The organism is Streptomyces thioluteus, from assembly GCF_039535865.1.
In genome coordinates, this window is the sequence record NZ_BAAAXZ010000045.1 from 1 (window position 1) to 17,629 (window position 17,629).

Below are 17,629 nucleotides of genomic sequence, written 5' to 3' on the forward strand. Positions count from 1 at the left end.
TGGGGCTAGTACCGAGGTGTTTGTGTGTTGCATTTGGCCGATGTCTTCCTTACTGTCGTTCTCACTTGGTTGATACCTGGCTCCCGGTTCTTGTTGTGCTCCGCGTTGGTCACCGCGAAGAGCGTCTCGTTCTCGTTGATCGAGACGAAGTAGTACCAGGGGCCGGAGGCGGGTTCGAGCGCCGATTTCAGGGCGTCCATGCCGGGGTTGCTGATCGGGCCCGGCGGCAGCCCCTTGATCTTGTAGGTGTTGTACGGGTCGTCGAACTTGCGCAGGTCGTTGACCGAGCCGGTGTCCAGGGTGCTCTGGCTCTTGGCGTAGTTGACCGTGGAGTCGAAGTCGAGGAGGCCGTAGGTCTCCTTGTTGTCCGGCTTCAGGCGGTTGTAGACGACCCTGGAGATCTTGTCGAAGTCGTGCTTGTACTTGCCCTCGACCTGGACGAGGCTGGCGACGGTGATCACCTGGAGCGGGGACTTCAGGCCCAGTTCCTTCGCCTTGCCCTCCAGGTCCTGCTCGCCGTAGTTCTTCACCGCGCGGGCGACCATCTGCCGCAGGAGGTCCTCCGGCTTGGTGCCCTTGCCCGCGTTGTACTGCGAGGGGAAGAGGAAGCCCTCCAGCGGGTCCTTGACGTCGGTCGAGGCGGTGGCCCAGGCGGGCAGGCCCAGGTTCTTCACCTGGGCGTGCGCGACCTCCTTGGTGGTGCCCGGCTTGAGCTCCAGCTTCTGGTCGATCGCGGTGTAGACGGCCGAGGCGCGGATGCCCTCGCGCAGCGTCAGCAGGTTCTTGGTGTCCATCATCATCGTGACGGCGGACGCGGCGGACATCTCCTTGTGCAGGGTGTACGTGCCCGGCTGGATGAGCTTGCCGTTGGCGGCCTCGGTGAAGGCGCGGGCGCTCTTGACGACGCCGTTCTTCTGGAGGGCATCACCGATCTGGGTGAGACCCGCCCCCTTGGCGACCTCGACCTGCACCTGGCCCGAGCCCTGGCCGTCGTAGTCGGGCGCGGGACCGTAGTTGGTCTGCCAGTAGTCGTAGCCGAGGTAGCCCGCGCCGCCGACCGCGCCGAGGAGCACGACGGCGACCACCAGACAGGCCGTTCCGCTGCGGCGCTTGGGGGCCTGCTTGCCCTTGCCGCCGCGCCGGCCGCGCCGGGGAGCGTCGTCCTCGTCGGCGTCGTCCCCGCCGCCGGGCAGGAGGTCTATGGCCGGGGAGGACGCGGGGGCCGGGGCCGGCTCGGCCTCGGGCGGGTAGGGCTGCGTGCCCGTGGAGGAGCCGTCCGGCCACTCCTGGTGCGGCTCCCCTGCAGGAGCCGGCTGCTGCGGGAGCCGCTGCGCGTGGGGCGGCAGGGGCTGCTGGCCGGTGTCGTAGGGCTGCTGCCCCTGGACGTGCGGGTGCTGACCGGTGTCGTACGCCTGGCCGCCCTGGAGGTGGGGGTGCTGACCCGTGTCGTAGGGCTGCTGCCCCTGGACGTGGGGATGCTGGCCGGTGTCGTAGGGCTGCTGGCCCTGGACGTGCGGGTGCTGGCCGGTGTCGTAGGGCTGCTGGCCCTGGACGTGCGGGTGCTGACCCGTGTCGTACGCCTGCTGGCCCTGGACATGGGGATGCTGACCGGTGTCGTAGCCGTGCGGATAGCCGTCCCCGGCACCGTTGTAGTAGCCGGCCGGAGCGGCGGGGGCGCCTCCGCCCTGCGCCGCGTCCCAGCCGTACTGCTGCTGCTCGGGGTACTGCTGCTGACCGTAGTAGGGCTGCTGCCCGCCCTGCTGAGGGGGGTACGGCCCACCCTCGCGCCCCGGGTCCCCGTACTGGGGGTCGCCGGGATTCCACGGTTGGGAGCCGGAACCCCGGCCGTACTCAGTCATCTATCCCCTAGAGCCGCACAGCGGCAGCCGGGCGCCTCGGAGGGGCGCGGGTCCGATCGTCTGGTCCGGAATGGATGGCGTTCGAACAGCTGCCATGTCGCGCGGAAGGTTACCGTATCGCGATCAGATGACCACTTCGACGGGTTCGCCCGGAGGGCGGCCGGACACCCGTTCGGTCTCCAATGCGTTCTGCAGAATGATCACGGCCGCCGCCTGGTCGACGACGGACCGGCCCTTCTTGGAACTCACGCCGGAGGCACGCAGCCCCTGGGCCGCGGTGACGGTCGTCATCCGCTCGTCCACCAGCCGGACCGGCACCGGCGCGACGCGCCGGGCCAGCTCCTTGGCGAACGTGCGCACCTTGGCCGCCGCCGGCCCCTCCCGCCCGCTGAGCGAGCGGGGCAGGCCGACGACCACCTCGATGGGCTCGTACTCCTCGATCACCGCCGCCAGCCGCTTGTGCGCGGCGGGGATGTCCCGCCCCGGCACGGTCTCGACCGGGGTGGCGAGGACCCCGTCGGGGTCGCACGAGGCGACCCCGATCCGGGCGTCCCCGACGTCGACGGCGATGCGTCTGCCTCGTCGCACGCTCAGGCCGCTTCCCCGACGAGGCGCTCGACGGCGGCCATGGCGTCGTCCACGGCCGCCGGGTTCTGGCCGCCGCCCTGGGCGACGTCCGGCTTGCCGCCGCCACCGCCGCCGAGCGTCTTGGCCGCGGTGCGCACCAGGTCGCCGGCCTTGAGGCCGCGCTCGCGGGCGGCGTCGTTGGTGGCGATCACGGTCAGCGGACGGCCGTTGGCCACGGTGAACAGGGCGACGACGGCCGGGCGGCCGCCGTTGATCCGGCTGCGGACGTCGAGGACCAGCTTGCGCAGGTCGTCGGCGCCGGTGCCGTCCGGCACCTTGCCGGTGACCAGGGCGACGCCGCGGACGTCCTTGGCGCCCTCGGCCAGCCCGGCGGCGGCCTGGAGCACCTTCTCGGCGCGGAAGCGCTCGATCTCCTTCTCGGCGTCCTTGAGCTTGGCGAGCATCCCGGAGATCTTCTCCGGCAGCTCCTCCGGACGGCCCTTGACCAGCTCGGTGAGCTGGGCGACGACCGTGTGCTCCTTGGCCAGGAAGTTGTACGCGTCGGCGCCGACGAGGGCCTCGACGCGGCGCACGCCGGAGCCGATCGAGGACTCGCCGAGGAGCTTGACCAGGCCCAGCTGGGCGGTGTTGGCGACGTGCGTACCGCCGCACAGCTCCTTGGAGAAGTCGCCGATGGTCACCACACGGACCCGCTCGCCGTACTTCTCGCCGAACTCGGCGATGGCGCCGGCCTTCTTGGCCTCGTCCAGGCTCATGATCTCGGCCTCGACCTCGAGCTCCCGGGAGAGGACCTCGTTGATCCGCTGCTCGACATCGGTGAGGACGGCGCCGGGGACGGCGGCCGGGGAGCCGAAGTCGAAGCGGAAGCGGCCCGGGGCGTTCTCCGAACCGGCCTGGGCGGCGGTCGGGCCCAGGGCGTCGCGCAGCGCCTGGTGGGTGAGGTGCGTGGCGCTGTGGGCTCGGGCGATGGCACGGCGGCGCTTGACGTCGATGACGGCGAAGGCGGAGGCGCCCACGGTCACCTCGCCGACCTGGACGACGCCCTTGTGCACGTGCACGCCGGGGACCGGCTTCTGCACGTCGCGGACCTCGATCACGGCGCCGGTGTCCAGCTTGATGCGGCCCTGGTCGGCCTGCTGGCCGCCGCCCTCGGCGTAGAACGGGGTGCGGTCGAGGACGACCTCGACCTCGTCGCCCTCGGTGGCGGCGGGCGAGGGCACGCCGTCCACGAGCAGGCCGACGACCGTGGACTCGCCTTCGGTGGTGGTGTATCCGGTGAAGTCGGTGGCGCCGGAGGCGTCGGCGACCTCGCGGTAGGCGGAGAGGTCGGCGTGGCCGGTCTTCTTGGCCTTGGCGTCGGCCTTGGCGCGGTCCCGCTGCTCCTTCATCAGACGGCGGAAGCCGTCCTCGTCCACGGTCAGGCCCTGCTCGGCGGCCATCTCCAGGGTGAGGTCGATGGGGAAGCCCCAGGTGTCGTGGAGCAGGAACGCCTTGTCGCCGGCGAGGACCGTGCCGCCGGCGGCCTTGGTCTCGGTGACGGCGGTGTCGAGGATGTTGGTGCCGCCCTTGAGGGCCTTGAGGAAGGCGGCCTCCTCGGCGAGCGCGACGGTCTCGATGCGCTTGCGGTCGGAGACGAGCTCCGGGTACTGCCGGCCCATCGTGTTGATGATCACGTCGATCAGATCGGCGACGACCGGGGCCGGTGGCGCCCAGCATCCGCATGTTGCGGATGGCGCGGCGCATGATGCGGCGCAGGACGTAGCCGCGGCCCTCGTTGCCGGGGGTGACGCCGTCGCCGATGAGCATCACGGAGGTGCGCATGTGGTCGGCGACCACGCGCAGCGAGACGTCGGAGGCGTCGGAGGCGCCGTAGCGGACGCCGGTCAGCTCGGTGGCCTTGTCGATGACGACGCGCAGGGTGTCCGTCTCGTACATGTTGCGCACGCCCTGGAGGATCATGGCGAGGCGCTCGAGGCCGAGACCGGTGTCGATGTTCTTGGCGGGGAGGTCGCCGAGGATCGGGAAGTCCTCCTTGCCGTCGCCGGCACCCCGCTCGTACTGCATGAAGACCAGGTTCCAGATCTCCACGTACCGCTCGTCGTTGACGGCCGGGCCGCCCTCGGCGCCGAACTCGGGGCCGCGGTCGTAGTTGATCTCGGAGCAGGGGCCGCAGGGGCCGGGGACGCCCATGGACCAGAAGTTGTCCTTCTTGCCCAGGCGCTGGATGCGCTCGGCGGGGACGCCGACCACGTCGCGCCAGATCCGCTCGGCCTCGTCGTCGTCCTGGTAGACGGTGATCCAGAGCTTCTCGGGGTCGAGACCGAAGCCGCCGTCGGCCACCGAGGAGGTCAGCAGCTCCCAGGAGAGCTTGATCGCGCCCTCCTTGAAGTAGTCACCGAAGGAGAAGTTGCCGCACATCTGGAAGAACGTGCCGTGCCGGGTGGTCTTGCCGACCTCCTCGATGTCCGGCGTGCGGACGCACTTCTGCACGCTGGTGGCGCGGCTGAACGGCGGCTTGACTTCACCGAGGAAATACGGCTTGAAGGGCACCATGCCGGCGGGGACCAGGAGCAGCGTCGGGTCGTCCGCGATGAGCGACGCCGACGGCACGACGGTGTGTCCACGCTCTTCGAAGAAGCGCAACCAGCGGCGGCGGATTTCGGCGGACTCCATCAGTGGTCCTCTTTCCGGGTGAGCGAGTGATGGGGATGCTGTGGTTCGACGACCACGAGGTGCGGCCGCTGCCCGGGGAGCGCCCGGGGCTCGGGCTCCGGCGCGGCCGCCAGGCCGAGCGCGTCCTTGAGCGCCGCCTCGCGGTGTGCCATGCCGTCGCGGATGTCGAGGGCGAAGAGCTTGACGCGACGGCCGGCGAGCACGGCACGGTCGGCGGCCTGGAGCGCCAGGCTCTCGGGCGTGAGCTTGTCCAGGGTGCGGTTGACCTTGGTGGTGGCCCACACACCGGCGGCCACACCGGTGGTGAACCAAAAAGCACGGCGGAACATTTCTGGGTCAACCCTTCCCACGGGTACGGCGGCCGCCGCGCCGGGCGGACGGCAGTTTCTTGCCGACGGTCCTGCCGGTGAACACCCGCTGCTCGGGCTCCGCCGGGCCGCCCTTGCGGCCGATCGCCCGCCGCACCCCGTACCCGAAGGCGGCGACCTTGACCAGGGGGCCGCCGAAGGCGGAGGAGACGGTCGAGGACAGCGCGGAGGCGTTGGCCGTGACCTCCTGGACGTCCGCGGCGATCGAGTCGACGCGGGCGAGCTGGGGTGTGGGCGGAGCGGACGGTCGCCGAGGCGTCGGCGAGGAGCGGGACGGCCTGCTCGGTGACGTCGGCGACCAGCTTGGTGGCCGCCTTCAGCGTCTGGGCCAGGCGGACCAGGACCAGGGCGATGAAGGACACCAGGATCGCCCAGAAGACGGCCACGAGGATCCCGGCCACCTCTCCACCGGACACTGCACCGCTCCCCTGCTCGTCGTCGCTGGTCACCACAGCTGGTCACACACGTAGAACGTCGGATACCGACCTTATCGCGCCGGGGGTGGCCTCCCGTACTCCGTTTCGGCCCCTGACGGCCCGAAAAACACGGCGGCCCGCCGCTTCGCGCGCCACGGGGGCGGGAAGCGGCGGGCCGACCGGAGAAGAAGGGTGCTACGTCCGACTTAGCGGGCGTAGTACTCGACGACGAGCTGCTCGTCGCAGATCACCGGGATCTCCTTGCGGTTCGGCTCGCGGTCCAGGCGGAAGGCCAGCGCGGCCAGGTTGACCTGGAGGTAGCGCGGGGTCTCACCGTCGGGCGGCGAAGCCACCGGCGCGGGCCGTCTCGAAGAGGGCCTTGGCGCGGCTGCGCTCGCGGACCATCACGACGTCGTCGGGACGGACGCGGAAGGACGGCTTGTCGACCTTGCCGCCGTTGACCTCGATGTGGCCGTGGACGACCATCTGGCGGGCCTGGTAGATGGTGCGGGCGATGCCCGAACGCAGGACCAGGGCGTCGAGACGGCGCTCGAGCTCGACGACCAGCGCCTCGCCCGTCTTGCCCTCGGCCTTCTTGGCACGGTCGTAGGCGCGCGCCATCTGGCGCTCGCTGATGTCGTACTGGGCGCGCAGACGCTGCTTCTCGAGCAGACGGACCTTGTAGTCCGAGTTCTGCTTGCGGCCACGGCCGTGCTCGCCCGGCGGGTAGGGGCGGGCCTCGAAGTACTTGACGGCCTTCGGCGTCAGCGCGATGCCGAGCGCACGAGACTTCTTGACCTTGGGACGCGACTGGTTAGGCACGTTCTCCAGACCTCCGAAATAGGTTAGGTTAGGCTCACCTTACTCAAGGAGATCGCATGTCTCGCCCGGGGAACACCAGTCACGTCTCGGACAACACGAAGAAGGCCGACGCTCTCGATGGCGCCGACATGACGGAGGTCCGATCAGATCGTGGTCAGCCGCGTCCCAGCGGACTTGAATCCGCCCGGATGCCGTCAGCAGCCGAGCGCACACGAACTCTCGTACAGAGTACATGCTCCGCGGTGCTGCTCGTACCCGGGCTGGAGACCCCCCGACCCGAGCAGCTCTCCCCCGAGGCCCGCAGCGTGGGCCGCGACGGCGACGTCCACCTCGTCTTCCCGGCCGACTCACCGGCCGTGCGGGCGGCGACCCACGCACAGGACGGCGACCTCCCGGCGGTCCTGGAGATCACCGACGTGGCCCCGGTCTCCGTCCCCAACCGCATCCGCGGGCGGGCCTGGCTCTCCGGGTGGATCACCATCGTCCCGGGCGTCGTGGAGCCCGGCCGCGTCATGGTCCGGCTGGAGCTGGGCGAGCTGGCCGTGGACGACCTCTGGGGCGCGGAGGGCGTCGACCCCGACGCCTTCGCGGCGGCCGCGCCGGACCCGCTCGCGGAGTACGAGACGGAGCTGCTCCAGCATCTGCACTCCGGCCACGGGGACCAGGTGCGCCGGCTGTGGCGGCTGCTCGGCGAGCAGCGTGCGGCCGCCGGGGCGGACGACCGGGCCGTGCCGCTGGCACTGGACCGCTTCGGCCTGCGGGTCCGCTTCACACGGGGCGGCGAGGGCTCCCTGGTGGACCGCTCCTTCGACGCGCGCTTCGAATTCCCGGAGCCGGTGCGCGACGTGGCGGGCCTGCGGAGGGCGATGCACCGCCTCTTCGACGCGACGGAGGATTGACTCCCGTGCCGGACGGGCTGGTCAGCCCGTCCGGCGCTTGAGGACTCCGCCGGAAGGGCGGACGAGGTCCGGGGTCTCCCCGGGAAACGGCGAAAGGGCGGGCCAGGGGCTCACTCTCCCGACAAACGCTGCCGTACCCGCTCCACCACATCCGCATACCGCGCCTCCGCCCCGTACCGCGTCGGCTCGTAATACCGCTTCCCGTGCACCGCGTCCGGCGCATACTGCTGCGCGGCGATCCCCCCGGGCAGATCGTGCGGATACACATACCCCTGCGCATGCCCCAGCTTCTCCGCCCCCTTGTAATGCCCGTCCCGCAGATGCGGCGGCACCGCCCCCGCCAGCCCCGCCCGTACGTCCGCCAGCGCCGCGTCTATCGCCAGATACGCCGCGTTGGACTTGGGCGCGAGCGCCAGGGCGATGGCGACCTGGGAGAGGGTGATCCGCGCCTCGGGGAAGCCGATCATCGCGACCGCCTGTGCCCCGGCGACCGCGGTCGCCAGCGCCGTGGGGTCCGCCAGTCCGATGTCCTCGCTCGCCGAGATCATCAGCCGCCGGGCGATGAACCGCGGGTCCTCCCCCGCCTCGATCATCCGGGCGAGGTAGTGCAGCGTGGCGTCGACGTCCGAGCCGCGGATCGACTTGATCAGCGCGCTGGCCACGTCGTAGTGCTGGTCGCCGTCCCGGTCGTACTTCACCGCCGCCCGGTCGACCGTCTCCTCCAGCGTCTGGAGGCCGATCTCCGGCTCACCCTTGGCGATGGCCGCACCGGCGCCCGCCTCCAGGGCGGTCAGCGCCCGCCGCGCGTCGCCGCCGGCGATCCGCAGCAGGTGCGCCTCCGCGTCCTCGGCGAGCGTGACGGCCCCGCCGAGGCCGCGCTCGTCCGTGAGGGCGCGGCGGAGCAGCCCGCGCAGGTCGTCGTCGGTGAGCGCCTGGAGGGTGAGCAGCAGGGAGCGGGAGAGCAGCGGGGAGATCACCGAGAAGTACGGATTCTCCGTGGTGGCCGCGACGAGGGTGACCCAGCGGTTCTCGACGGCCGGCAGCAGGGAGTCCTGCTGGGCCTTGCTGAAGCGGTGGATCTCGTCGAGGAAGAGGACGGTCTCCTGGCCGTAGCCGCCGGAGGCGCGGCGGGCGCCGTCGATGACGGCCCGCACCTCCTTGACCCCGGCCGTGATCGCGGAGAGCTCGACGAAGCGCTTCTTGGTGGCCTGGCTGACGACGTACGCCAGCGTCGTCTTGCCGATGCCGGGCGGGCCCAGAGGATCACCGAGGAGGGCCCGGCCGGGCCGCCGCTGCCCTCCCCCACCAGCCGGCGCAGGGGCGAGCCCGGCTTGAGCAGGTGCTGCTGCCCCACGACCTCGTCGAGGGTGCGGGGGCGCATGCGGACGGCCAGCGGACTGCTCGCCGGATCCTTCTCCTGGCGGTCCTCTGCGGCTGCGGTGAACAGGTCGGGCTCCACACGGAAACCCTAAGCCACCCCACTGACAGCGGGTCCGACAGCCGATCGGATCAGGACTGACCCGTCCAGAACGACCACCAGTTGGTGAGGATCAGCAGCCCGATGACGCCGATCCACAGCACCGGCAGCACCCAGTGGAACTCCAGCACCGCACGCCGCGCCCCGTCCGGCAGCGGGATGAAGCGGTGCCGGACGTTCTGCACCAGCACGTAGCAGAACATGACGATGGTCGCGACCCAGGCCAGGCAGCACCACAGGCACAGCGAGCCGATGACGTACAGCGACTGGTACTGCAGCCAGCTGCAGAACCCGACGCCGAAGAGCGTGCCGGCCTGCATGCCCAGCCAGTACCAGCGCGGGAAGCGGGCCCCGCCGAGGAGCGCCAGGCCGATGGCGATGATCGCTCCGTAGCAGACCATGCCGAGCCACGGGTTCGGGAACCCGAAGGCCTGGGCCTGGTCGCTCTCCATGATGTTGCCGCAGGAGACGATCGGGTTGAGGCTGCACCCGGGGGTGAAGGTCTTGCCGACCGCCTTGGCCTCGAGGATCTTGTTCTTGTCGAGCGTGATGACCCAGGAGGCCAGCAGGCCCATCGCCCCCGTGACGACCAGCAGCAGCGCGAACGCACGGCTGCCGCCCACCGTGCCCGGAGCGGGACCGCCCCGCTCCACGCCGTCGGTGTCGGAACGGTCAAGGGCCGAGGTCGTCATAGTGGCGTAGTTCCCATCAGTCGGTCACGGTGGCGCCCATTCTGCACCAGCCGGCTGTGAATCAGCCCTGGGCCGAAAGGACTTCACTCACAACGGTGTCGAGGGCCACGGCCTTCTGCTCCCCGCTCTCCAGGTCCTTCAGCTGCACCACGCCCTCGGCCAGGTCCCGTTCGCCCGCGACCAGCGCAAAACGGGCACCCGAGCGGTTGGCCGACTTCATGGCGTTCTTCAGGCCCTTGCCGCCGAAGGCGAAGTCCGTGGCGACGCCGGCCCGGCGCAGCTCGGTGACCACGCCGAAGAGCTCCCGGCGGGCCTCCTCGCCCACCGGCACCGCGTACACCTGGGTCGGGGCGGGGAGTTCGAGCTCGATGCCCTCGGCCCTGAGCGCCAGCACGGTGCGGTCCACGCCGAGCGCCCAGCCGACGGACGGCAGCGCCGGGCCGCCGATCATCTCGGACAGCCCGTCGTAGCGGCCGCCGCCGCCCACCGCGGACTGCGAGCCCAGGCCGTCGTGGACGAACTCGAAGGTGGTGCGCGTGTAGTAGTCGAGGCCGCGGACCAGCTTCTCGTCGTCCTCGAAGGCGACGCCCGCCGCGGTCAGCAGCTCGCGGACCTGCTCGTGGTACTCCTTGCACGCCTCGCAGAGGTGGTCGCGGAGCATCGGGGCGCCGACGAGCTGCTTCTGGACGGACTCGCGCTTGTCGTCGAGGACCCGCAGCGGGTTGATCTCGATGCGGCGGCGGGTGTCCTCGTCCAGGTCGAGGTTGCGGAGGAACTCCTGGAGCGCGGCCCGGTAGGCGGGGCGGCACTCCTTGTCGCCCAGCGAGTTGAGCAGCAGACGGAAGTTGCTCAGGCCCAGCGACTTGTACGCGTCGACGGCCAGGATGATCAGCTCGGCGTCCAGCGCCGGGTCCTCGGCGCCGATCGCCTCGGCGCCGACCTGGGAGAAGTGGCGGTAACGGCCGGCCTGCGGGCGCTCGTAGCGGTAGTACGAGCCGGAGTACCAGAGCTTGACGGGCAGGTTGCCGGCCTTGTGGAGGTTGGCCTCCAGCGCGGCGCGCAGCACGGAGGCGGTGCCCTCGGGGCGCAGCGCGAGCTCGTCGCCGCCGCGCGTGGTGAGGGTGTACATCTCCTTGGTCACGATGTCGGTGGACTCGCCGACACCGCGGGAGAACAGCTCGACCTGCTCGAACCCGGGGGTCTCGACGTAGCCGTAGCCGGCGCGCCGGAGCGGCGCGGAGATCGCCTCGCGCACGGCGAGGTACGTCGCCGAGTCGGGGGGCAGGAGGTCGTAGGTGCCCTTGGGGGCCTTGAAGGTGCTCACGGAAGCTTTCGTCACATTCCTCGTCGCGGAGCCGGGGATCCGGTTCCCTGGCCGGCGGCCACCTCGCGGAGATACGGGTTGGCGGCGCGCTCTTGGCCGATGGTCGTCTGGGGGCCGTGGCCGGAGAGGACCACGGTCGAGTCGTCGAGCGGCAGGCACACACGGGCCAGCGAATCGAGCATCTCGGCGTGGTCACCGCCCGGCAGGTCGGTGCGTCCGACGGAGCCGGCGAACAACAGGTCGCCCGAGAAGAAGACCGAGGGGATCTCGGTTGTCTCGGGCATCCGGAAGGTCACCGACCCCTTGGTATGGCCGGGCGCGTGCGCGACGGAGAACTCGAGCCCCGCCAGCTGAAGCGTGCTGCCATCGGAGAGCTCCTTGAGGTCGTCCGGCTCCCCCACCGTCAGCTCCCCCAGGAGCTGCGCCCCGATGGACCGGCCGAGCGCCTTCTCGGGGTCGCTCATCATGTAGCGGTCGGCGGGGTGGATCCAGGCGGGGACGTCGTGGGCACCGCACACCGGCACCACCGACGCGACGTGGTCGATGTGGCCGTGGGTGAGGACGACGGCGACGGGCTTGAGCCGATGCTTCCTGAGCGTCTCCTCGACTCCCTGGGCGGCCTGGTGGCCCGGGTCGATGATCACGCACTCCTCGCCCGCGGCGGGGGCGACCAGATAACAATTGGTCCCCCAGGCCCCGGCGGGGAACCCGGCAATCAGCACGTTCGTCCTTAAATGTCGGCCTGCATCGACGCGGCGGAGGTCCGGCGGGCGTGCCCTTCCGGCACCTCGGCCGGATCAGAGCCTACCGGCGGCGGGTGCGCGGCCGCGAACCGTATACGGTACGGGCACACTCGCAACACGCGGCTCACCACGGACGAGCGACGGACGAGAAGCACGAGGAGACGACCCGGTGGTCAGTAACGAGCAGCGGCGGCGGCAGCTCGCCCGGGAGAAGTTCGAGCGGCAGCAGCAGCGCCGCGAGCAGGTGCGCCGCAAGGCGCGGCGCCGGAACGCGGTGATCGCGGCCGGCCTCGCCGTGGTGGTCGCCGTGGGCGCCCACCGCCTACGCGAGCGGCGCCCTGGGCGGCGCGGGGACGACGGCAAGAAGGCCTCGGCCGATGCCGCGCCGACCGATCTGCCCACCCCCACCAAGGGCCCGGACCCCTGCGCCAAGCCCGCCCCCGGCTCCCCGGCCACGAAGTACGTGGAAGTCGGAGCCGGAGTATGAGCGTCGGACACGAGTCGGCGTCGGTACGTGATGAACCTCAAGACCACCTGCGGGCTCCATCGCACATCAGCGATGGACGCGGCGAAGGCCCCGCACACGGTCAACTCCTTCAACTTCCCGGCGGCCCCCAGGGCTATCTGGACCACACCAGGTGCCACCGCCTGACCGGCGCGGCCGCCGGGCATCTCCGTCCTGCAGTGCGGCGACCCGCAGGGCACCGGCCAGGGCGGTCCCCAGGCTACACGCTGGCGGAGGAGAACCTCAAGGACCCGGCACTGAAGGAGCCTTCGACCCGGGAGATGAAGAAGGCGGGGATGAAGATCTACCCCGCCGGCATGGTCGCCATGGCCAAGACCCAGGCGCCCCACTCCACCGGCAGCCAGTTCTTCCTCGTCTACAAGGACAGCCCGCTGCCGCCGCAGTACACGCCGCTCGGCACGATCGGCGCCGAGGGCATGAAGACCCTCAAGAAGATCGCGGACGCCGGCGTGCAGGGCGGCGGACCCGACGGTCCGCCCAACGCGACGGCGTCATCGACAAGGCGACGGTCGCCAAGTCCTGAGCCGGGCGCGGCTTTCCGCACCCGTGGCCGGAGGGCGAAATTTCGGTCGCGGGATACGGACAGCCGGGCCGCCGTTCGCCTATGTTGGCGTTGTGCGGGGTGCCTGCTCCCGGCGGCTGCGAGGCACCCCGACAGCACCAATCGGCAGTCAATGGATCAAGCCGCCGGACCGGGCGGGGCGCGGCCCTGCCGGGACAACTGTGGACGATGCACGCGGGCCGCGAACCGGCCCCGGCATCATGTGGAGGAGGCGCTGTGAGCAGCGACCCGTGGGGCCGCGTCGATGAGACGGGGACGGTGTACGTGCGTACCGCCGACGGCGAGAAGGTCGTCGGCTCGTGGCAGGCGGGGAGCCCCGAGGAGGCCCTTGCCTACTTCGAGCGCAAGTACGAGGGCCTGGTCGTGGAGATCGGCCTCCTCGAACGCCGTGTCAGGACCACGGACCTGTCGGCCAAGGACGCGATGACCGCCGTCGAGCACCTGCGGACGCAGGTGGACGAGCACCACGCGGTGGGCGATCTGGCGGCGCTCGGGGAGCGTCTGGACAAGCTGGTCGCCACGGTCGAGGCGCGCCGCGAGGAGCGCAAGGCGGCCAAGGCGAAGCAGTCCGAGGAGGCCCGTACGGCCAAGGAGGCGCTCGTCGCGGAGGCCGAGGAGCTGGCGGCCAGCGAGCAGTGGCGCTCGGCCGGCGAGCGGCTGCGGGCCCTGGTCGACACCTGGAAGGGGCCTGCCCCGGCTGGACCGCAAGACGGACGACGAGCTGTGGCACCGCTTCTCGCACGCCCGCTCGGCGTTCTCCAAGCGGCGCAAGGCGCACTTCGCGTCGCTGGACGCGCAGCGCGAGGACGCCCGCAAGGTCAAGGAGAAGCTGGTCGCCGAGGCGGAGCGCCTGTCCGGGGTCCACGGACTGGGGCGCGACCGCGCGCGGTACCGGGACCTGATGACCGAGTGGACGGCCGCGGGCCGCGCCCAGCGCGAGGCGGAGGACGAGCTGTGGGCCCGCTTCCGCGGCGCGCAGGACGTCTTCTTCCAGGCGCGCAGCGAGGTGTTCGCGGGAGCGCGACGCCGAGCAGCAGGGCAACCTGACGCTGAAGGAGGAGCTGGTCGTCGGATGGCGCGAGAAGCTCCTCCCGGTCACGGACCTCAAGGCGGCCCGGGCGGCGTTCCGTTCGGTCAACGAGCGCTGGGAGGCCATCGGCCATGTGCCGCGGGACGCCCGGCCGAAGATCGAGGGCCGGATGCACGCGGTCGAGCGCGCCATCCAGAGGCCGAGGAGGCCGAGTGGCGGCGGACCAACCCGGAGGCGCGGGCCCGTGCGGCCGGCCTGACCGCAGCTCCAGGACGCCGTGGACAAGCTCCAGGACCAGATCGCCAAGGCCCGGCGGCGGGCAACGCCGGCCAAGGCCGACCAAGCTGGCCAAGGAGCTGAGCAGGCCGCAGCCCTGCCGACCAGGCGCTGAAGGGCCTGGAGGAGTTCGGCGGCTGAGCTGCTGACCGCCCGTGCGCGAGAAGGGCCCCCGGCAATGATCGCCGGGGGCCCTTTCGTATGCCGTGCTACGGCCTGCGGGCCGAGGTCACGCGGTAGACGTCGTAGATGCCCTCCACCCGCGGACGGCCTTGAGGACGTGGCCGAGGTGCTTGGGGTCGCCCATCTCGAAGGTGAACGCGCGAGGTCGCCAACCGGTCGCGGGAGGTCTGCACGGCACGCCAGAGAGGATGTTGACGTGCTGGTCCGACAGGACACGAGTGACGTCCGACAGGAGCCGCGAGCGGTCGAGCGCCTCCACCTGATGGCGACGATGTGTAAGACGACGACTGGGTGGGCGCACCACGCGCCGCTCGATGATCGCATCAGTTCCCCTACGGCTGCTGGAGAGCGCTGAGTCGACACGGTTTTTGTGACGCAGTCGGCCGTGGACGTAGATACTGCCGTGCCGCGGGGTGACGAAGCCGATGATGGGGTCGCCGGGAACGGGCGTACAGCAGCGGGCCAGTTTGACCCAGACGTCGTCGACGCCCTTGACGACCACGCCCGGATCGCGGAGGAACGCCGCTTGGAGCGGCCGCGGATCGGCGCGGCCTCCTCGATGTCCTCGGTGGCCGCGTCCTCCCCGCCGAGGGCCTGGACGAGCTTCTGCACCACGCCCTGGGCCGCCACATGGCCCTCGCCGATGGCCGCGTAGAGCGAGGAGATGTCGGGGTAGCGCATCTCGTGCGCGAGGGTGACCAGCGAATCGCCGGTCAGGATGCGCTGGATGGGCAGGTTCTGCTTGCGCATCGCGCGGGCGATGGAGTCCTTGCCCTGCTCCGATCGCCTCGTCCCGGCGCTCCTTGGAGAACCAGGCCCGGATCTTGTTGCGGGCGCGGGGGGACTTGACGAAGCCGAGCCAGTCTCGGGAGGGGCCGGCGCCCGGGTGCCTTGGAGGTGAAGACCTCCACCAAGTCGCCGTTGTCCAGGGTCGATTCGAGCGGCACCAGCCGTCCGTTGACCCGGGCCCCTATGGTGCGGTGGCCGACCTCGGTGTGCCACCGCGTAGGCGAAGTCGACCGGGGTCGCGCCGGCCGGCAGCGCTATGACGTCGCCCTTCGGCGTGAAGACGAAGACCTCGTTGCGCGAGAGGTCGAAGCGCAGGGACTCCAGGAACTCGCCCGGGTCCTCCGTCTCCTTCTGCCAGTCGAGCAACTGCCGCAGCCAGGCCATGTCGTTGACGGTGTCCTGGTTCTTGCCGGCGTTCTTCGGCACGTCCGTACGGATCTTGGAGGCGCCCGCGACGGCCTCCTGCTTGTACTTCCAGTGCGCGGCGATGCCGTACTCGGCGCGGCGGTGCATGTCGAAGGTGCGGATCTGCAGCTCGACGGGCTTGCCGCTGGGCCCTATGACCGTCGTGTGCAGCGACTGGTACATGTTGAACTTGGGCATCGCGATGTAGTCCTTGAACCGGCCGGGGACCGGGTTCCATCGCGCGTGCACCGTGCCGAGGGCGGCGTAGCAGTCGCGGACGGTGTCGACGAGGACGCGGATGCCCACCAGGTCGTAGATCTCGGCGAAGTCCCGGCCCCGCACGATCATCTTCTGGTAGACGCTGTAGTAGTGCTTGGGGCGGCCGGTGACGGTGGCCTTGATGCGGGCGGCGCGCAGATCGGCCTGGACCTCGTCGGTGACGATCGCCAGGTACTCGTCCCGCTTGGGGGCGCGCTCGGCGACGAGGCGGACGATCTCGTCGTACATCTTGGGGTAGAGGATCGCGAACGCGAGGTCCTCCAGCTCCCACTTGATGGTGTTCATGCCCAGCCGGTGCGCCAGCGGGGCGTAGATCTCCAGCGTCTCGCGGGCCTTCTTCTCCTGCTTCTCCCGCTTGAGGTAGCGCATGGTGCGCATGTTGTGCAGGCGGTCGGCCAGCTTGATGACCAGGACGCGCGGGTCCTTGGCCATGGCGACGACCATCTTGCGGACCGTCTCCGCCTGGGCCGCCTCGCCGAACTTGACCTTGTCCAGCTTGGTGACGCCGTCCACCAGCAGGGCGACCTGGTCGCCGAAGTCCCGGCGCAGGGTCTTGCGAGTTCCATACAGTACATTTCCCCCCTCGCCATACGCTTCGCCCATCCACACCCCACACCCCCCCCCCCCCCTCACTCCACCCACGCGACTCCAGCCCCGCCCCTCTTACTCGACCCACCGCACCATCCGCCACACTCCCCCCAGGCTCTCCCTCCCTCTCCAACACCCCTCGCCGCCCGTCACTCGGTGTCACCGCGACGGGCCGTTGTCGTGCAGCAGTCACGCCAAGGAGGAGTTGGACGGCGTCCATGGCCGAGCTCACGTAGCATTCCTCGTCGAACCAAACGGAGTGGGCGCACGTAGAGTGTGTGCGAGCCCAACGGTCGAAGAGAACCACGGCCGCACGTCGCGCGCCCGGCGACTGGGCGAAACTCGTGAACCCCGAACCCCGGACTGACCAAACCCCTACGCGATGCCCCGCCACCCCATGCACAATCACGCGTGAAGCACACACGCCGCAGCCGACGGGACAGAGCCAACAAACACGCGACCGAGGAACCAGACCACCCGCGACATGACGACCAAAGCCGACCGGCTGGCGGCGAGCGACGTGACGCCGACCATGCAAAACGCCGTAGGAACCGGACGGCCGATCGAAAAACCGGCCCAACACTCTATCCCTATCTATGGGCACATACACCCGACGGGGCATCTACGCAGATCCAAGCGTCGACGAAGGCAATGTAAGATAGCTCCGACTCCCAGTTTCCGGTCACGTGAAGACGATGATGGTGAGCACACCACCGAACTTCACGTATGGTTGATTCAGCGCACCTGAGATCGACGATCCGACGGCTGAAGAGATGAACTCGACCCTGACTGGCGCTAACCCCGGAAGCCGTGGGTTCGGTGGCAGCCAACAGTACCCGGACACGAAGGAAAGTAGAAAATCCGATAAAGATCCCGATCCATGCAACCGATAGGATATGTTCCGAGCGAGGTGCGCTGGTTCCGAGGAAAAGACATGATAGGGACGTACGGGCAGCGCTTGCTCGCCCCGAGATTAAGTTCGTCTGGAAGTCACCTGGGACACGAGTCCACCAGCACCGAACGGGCACCGCGACGACCGCCGAGACCGGGCCCTACATACAGCCAATTCCAACATGCACCGGGCGCCGACCCCGACCTAGGTTATGTCGAGGGGCCGCCCTCTGGCACAT

The 17,629-nt window shown here is 70.2% G+C and carries 7 protein-coding genes and 7 pseudogenes; 3 read left to right on the forward strand and 11 right to left on the reverse strand.

Annotated features, from left to right (window positions below):
• Positions 1-5: 5 nt before the first annotated feature.
• From mltG to rpsD, 6 genes and pseudogenes are all read right to left on the reverse strand, one after another.
• The gene (gene mltG, locus ABD794_RS06085) at positions 6-1,859 is read right to left on the reverse strand and encodes an endolytic transglycosylase MltG (protein ID WP_344961353.1); all 1,854 of its coding nucleotides are present in this window, start codon (positions 1,857-1,859) and stop codon (positions 6-8) included.
• Between the two features lie 123 nt (positions 1,860-1,982).
• Positions 1,983-2,453 (reverse strand): Holliday junction resolvase RuvX, encoded by a 471-nt coding sequence (gene ruvX, locus ABD794_RS06090; protein ID WP_425585938.1) that lies wholly within the window; start codon positions 2,451-2,453, stop codon positions 1,983-1,985.
• Positions 2,450-5,120, reverse strand: a pseudogene (gene alaS, locus ABD794_RS06095) (alanine--tRNA ligase). The gene ruvX and the pseudogene alaS overlap by 4 nt, the downstream one beginning before the upstream one ends.
• Entirely contained in the window at positions 5,120-5,449 is a 330-nt protein-coding gene (locus ABD794_RS06100; RefSeq protein WP_344961356.1) for a DUF6167 family protein, read from the reverse strand. Before ABD794_RS06100 ends, alaS begins: the two are co-directional and overlap by 1 nt.
• 7 nt (positions 5,450-5,456) lie before the next feature.
• Positions 5,457-5,904: pseudogene (locus ABD794_RS06105) on the reverse strand (DUF948 domain-containing protein).
• Positions 5,905-6,110: 206 nt separating this feature from the next.
• Positions 6,111-6,726 (reverse strand): annotated as a pseudogene (rpsD, locus tag ABD794_RS06110) (30S ribosomal protein S4).
• A gap of 188 nt (positions 6,727-6,914) precedes the next feature.
• Here rpsD and ABD794_RS06115 point away from each other — a divergent pair.
• Complete coding sequence (locus tag ABD794_RS06115) at positions 6,915-7,625, forward strand: DUF2470 domain-containing protein (RefSeq protein ID WP_344961358.1); 711 nt, start codon at positions 6,915-6,917, stop codon at positions 7,623-7,625.
• Positions 7,626-7,735: 110 nt separating this feature from the next.
• On the opposite strand, the pseudogene ABD794_RS06120 reads toward ABD794_RS06115, so the two are convergent.
• The 4 genes and pseudogenes from ABD794_RS06120 to ABD794_RS06135 all read right to left on the reverse strand — a co-directional run bounded on the left by ABD794_RS06120 (position 7,736) and on the right by ABD794_RS06135 (position 11,840).
• A pseudogene (locus ABD794_RS06120) lies at positions 7,736-9,084 on the reverse strand (replication-associated recombination protein A).
• A gap of 50 nt (positions 9,085-9,134) precedes the next feature.
• Positions 9,135-9,794, reverse strand: coding sequence for a vitamin K epoxide reductase family protein (locus ABD794_RS06125; protein WP_344961359.1), 660 nt, complete (start codon positions 9,792-9,794; stop codon positions 9,135-9,137).
• A gap of 61 nt (positions 9,795-9,855) precedes the next feature.
• Entirely contained in the window at positions 9,856-11,118 is a 1,263-nt protein-coding gene (hisS, locus tag ABD794_RS06130; RefSeq protein WP_344961361.1) for a histidine--tRNA ligase, read from the reverse strand.
• An 11-nt stretch (positions 11,119-11,129) separates the two neighbouring features.
• The gene (locus tag ABD794_RS06135) at positions 11,130-11,840 is read right to left on the reverse strand and encodes an MBL fold metallo-hydrolase (protein WP_344961362.1); all 711 of its coding nucleotides are present in this window, start codon (positions 11,838-11,840) and stop codon (positions 11,130-11,132) included.
• Between the two features lie 190 nt (positions 11,841-12,030).
• On the opposite strand from ABD794_RS06135, the pseudogene ABD794_RS06140 reads away from it, so the two are divergent.
• Positions 12,031-12,910 (forward strand): annotated as a pseudogene (locus ABD794_RS06140) (peptidylprolyl isomerase).
• Positions 12,911-13,165: 255 nt separating this feature from the next.
• A pseudogene (locus ABD794_RS06145) lies at positions 13,166-14,396 on the forward strand (DUF349 domain-containing protein).
• A 68-nt stretch (positions 14,397-14,464) separates the two neighbouring features.
• Here the strand turns inward: ABD794_RS06145 and ABD794_RS06150 are convergent.
• Positions 14,465-16,460: pseudogene (locus tag ABD794_RS06150) on the reverse strand (RelA/SpoT family protein); the annotation flags it as partial.
• Positions 16,461-17,629: the final 1,169 nt, after the last annotated feature.